This is a genomic window from Bradyrhizobium sp. PRIMUS42 (assembly GCF_023006515.1).
Classification (GTDB): domain Bacteria; phylum Pseudomonadota; class Alphaproteobacteria; order Rhizobiales; family Xanthobacteraceae; genus Bradyrhizobium.
On the sequence record NZ_JALBGZ010000657.1, the window covers coordinates 1 to 3,492 of the forward strand.

2 protein-coding genes are annotated in these 3,492 nt (G+C 66.0%); one reads left to right on the forward strand and one right to left on the reverse strand.

The features are described 5' to 3' along the window. Positions 1-285: 285 nt before the first annotated feature. Positions 286-672, forward strand: coding sequence for a hypothetical protein (locus MOV75_RS31300; RefSeq protein ID WP_247007247.1), 387 nt, complete (start codon positions 286-288; stop codon positions 670-672). 91 nt (positions 673-763) lie between these two features. Here MOV75_RS31300 and uvrB read toward each other — a convergent pair. Next, positions 764-3,492, reverse strand: a 2,729-nt coding sequence (uvrB, locus tag MOV75_RS31305; RefSeq protein ID WP_309486980.1) for an excinuclease ABC subunit UvrB, incomplete at its 5' end; no start/stop codon positions are given.

The following is a 3,492-nucleotide window of genomic DNA, read 5'->3' on the forward strand; positions in this document are numbered from 1 at the left end:
CGTCGCCGGCCACTATGCCGGCCATCACGGCGTCCTGGGTGCCGCCGCCGGCTGCCTCTACGGCCGGCACCACGCCAAGGAGCAGGAGAAGCAGCGGCAGCAGCAGAGCCAGATGAACGGGCAGGGGAAGCTGTAGCCCTCTCCGTCATTCCGGGGCGCCGCGGAGCGGCGAACCCGGAATCCATCCTGCCCATTGGCCGGTGCCAAATAGGCGCGTGACCCATCTCACATCACGCCCGTCCGGGCGCAGCTATCGTCATCCCAATGTCACCAGGGAGACGTGCCATGGCTGCCATCGCCACCGTCAGAAAGTCCCGCCTGCACAACGCGATCGAAGGCCTCGCGCTGACCACGGTCCTGCAGAGTTTCCCGACCTTCGCCGCCGCCGCCTTCCTGCTCAAGCTCTGCGGCAACCACGACCTCGTCGGCGATCCCGGCGTCGCCATCTTCGTCGCCATCGCCTCGCTCGCCCACGCGATGCTGGCTGTGACTTTCGGCCCGAGCTTCCCGCACCTGTTCAAGACCGTCTATGAGCCGAAGTTCTTCGAGGCCCATCTGTCGCTGTCCGACAAGATCACGGCATGGCGCACCCAGCCCGTCGCCTCGCTCCAACTCGTGACGATCGTGCTGCTGCTGTCGGTGATGGCGGTGGTGACGGCGAGCGTCGGATGAGGGGGCGCAAATCTCCCCGCGTCATTCCGGGGCGCCGCAAAGCGGGGAGCCCGGAATCCATACCCACGAAAGGCGCTACCGACTCCAGGCCCTACCTCTTCTTCCACCCACCCCTTCGCCCCGGCTGCCCACCCGTCGACTTCGGCGCCGGCCCGAACTCCTGCCCGGATTGCCTTGAGTCCGTCGGCTGGATGATCCGGCTGTTTCCGCCGAACGGCTTTGCCGGCAGGCTCGGCTTCTCGCGATAGGGCAGCGACTCCGGCCCGTGCATCTCGTCGAGATGCGGCTTGTGCACCTTCGAGCCGCTGCCGCCGCCGCTGGCCTTCAGTGCGGAGCCCACGGTCTTTTTCTTCATCGCGCTGACCGGCAAATTCGCGGCGTCGCCGTACTTCTTGCTGCCGGCATAAGCGCCGGCCTTGCCCTGCACGGTGCGCTGCTTGGCGGTGGGGTCGTCGACCACCGCGAGCTCGGTGGCGCGCAGGCGCTTGACCTCGTCGCGCAGGCGAGCGGCTTCCTCGAAGTTCAAATCGGCGGCTGCCTCCCGCATCCGCGTTTCCAGATCGCCGAGCACGGCTTCGAAGTTGTGGCCGATCGAGATGACGTCGTCGGTCATGTCGTGGCCGCCGACCTCGACCAGCACGTGGTCGCGCTCGTAGACGGAGTTGAGGATGTCGCCGATCTGCTTCTTCACGCTCTCCGGCGTGATGCCGTTGGCGGTGTTGTACTCGACCTGTTTTTCGCGACGGCGGTTGGTCTCGGCGATGGCGCGCTCCATCGAACCGGTCATCTGGTCGGCGTAGAGGATCACCTTGCCGTCGACGTTGCGCGCGGCGCGGCCGATGGTCTGGATCAGCGAGGTCTCGCTGCGCAGGAAGCCTTCCTTGTCGGCATCGAGAATGGCGACCAGCGCGCATTCGGGAATGTCGAGGCCCTCGCGCAGGAGGTTGATGCCGACCAGCGCGTCGAAGGCGCCGAGACGCAAATCCCGGATGATCTCGATGCGCTCGATCGTGTCGATATCGCTGTGCATGTAGCGGACGCGAATGCCCTGCTCGTGCAGATATTCGGTGAGGTCCTCCGCCATGCGTTTCGTGAGAACCGTGATCAGCGAGCGATAGCCGGCTTGGGCTGTGGCACGCACCTCGCCGACGAGATCGTCGACCTGGGTGCGGGCCGGGCGGATATCGACGGGCGGATCGATCAGTCCGGTGGGCCGAATGACCTGCTCGACGAAGACGCCGCCGCTCTCGTTCAGCTCCCAGCCGCTCGGCGTCGCCGACACCGCGACGGTCTGCGGTCGCATCATGTCCCACTCCTCGAAGCGCAAGGGGCGGTTGTCCATGCACGACGGCAGGCGGAAGCCGTACTCGGCCAGCGTCGCCTTGCGGCGGAAGTCGCCGCGGAACATGGCGCCGATCTGCGGGATGGTGACGTGGCTCTCGTCGGCGAAGATCAGCGCGTTGTCGGGGACGTATTCGAACAGCGTCGGCGGCGGCTCGCCGGGGCGGCGTCCCGTGAGGTAGCGCGAATAGTTCTCGATGCCGGCGCAGCTCCCCGTCGCCTCCATCATCTCGAGATCGAAGGTGGTGCGCTGCTCCAGCCGCTGCGCTTCCAAAAGGCGGCCCTGGTCGTGGAGCTGGTCGAGCCGCTGCTTGAGCTCTGATTTGATCGACTTGATCGCCTGCACCAGCGTCGGCCGCGGCGTCACATAGTGCGAATTGGCGTACATCTTGATGAATTCGAGCTCGTCCTGCTTGTGGCCGGTGAGCGGATCGAACTCCTCGATGGTCTCGATGCTGTCGCCGAACAAATTCACGCGCCAGGCGCGGTCTTCATAGTGCGCCGGGAAGATGTCGATGACGTCGCCGCGCACGCGGAACGTGCCGCGGGTGAAATCGGCCTGGGTGCGCTTGTATTGCAGGGCAACGAGGTCGGCGATGAGCTGGCGCTGGTCGATGCGCTCGCCCTTCTTCAGCGCGAACGTCATCGCGGTGTAGGTCTCGACCGAGCCGATACCGTAGATGCAGGACACCGAGGCGACGATGATGACGTCGTCGCGTTCGAGCAGCGCGCGTGTCGCCGAGTGGCGCATGCGGTCGATCTGCTCGTTGATGGACGAGTCCTTCTCGATATAGGTGTCGGTGCGCGGGACGTAGGCTTCCGGCTGGTAGTAGTCGTAATAGGAGACGAAATACTCGACTGCGTTATCAGGGAAGAAGTTCTTGAACTCGCCGTAGAGCTGGGCGGCGAGCGTCTTGTTCGGCGCCAGGATCAGCGCCGGGCGCTGCGTCTTCTCGATCACCTGCGCCATCGTGTAGGTCTTGCCCGAGCCGGTGACGCCGAGCAGCACCTGGGTGCGGTCGTTGCGATTGATGCCCTCCACCAGCTCGGCGATCGCGGTCGGCTGATCGCCCCGCGGCTCGTAGGACGACTTGATCTCGAAGCGCACGCCGCCTTCGGACTTTTCCGGGCGCGGCGGCCGGTGCGGCGTCCACACTTTCGTGGAGCCGTCGTCCTTGCGGAACTCCGGACGGCCCTCGCGGATCAGCGACTCCAGCGCATCGGCGGTCGCCTTGACGCCGAGCGCCTCCATCTTGCTGCGCGGCGGACGCGCCAGCGCCTCGGCATCGTCCTCCTCGGTGGGCAATCCGAGCTGCCGCGCCAGTTCCGGATCGAGCGTCGGGATGGTGGCGGCGGTTCCGTAATTGGCCTGCGGTGCTTCTTCCAGCCCATCGACCTCGGTGGACTGGCGCGCTCCCATCGGCTGCGGATTGGGTCTCAGCGGCATCGGCCGCGCCACATCCTGCGGAAACTCCTTCG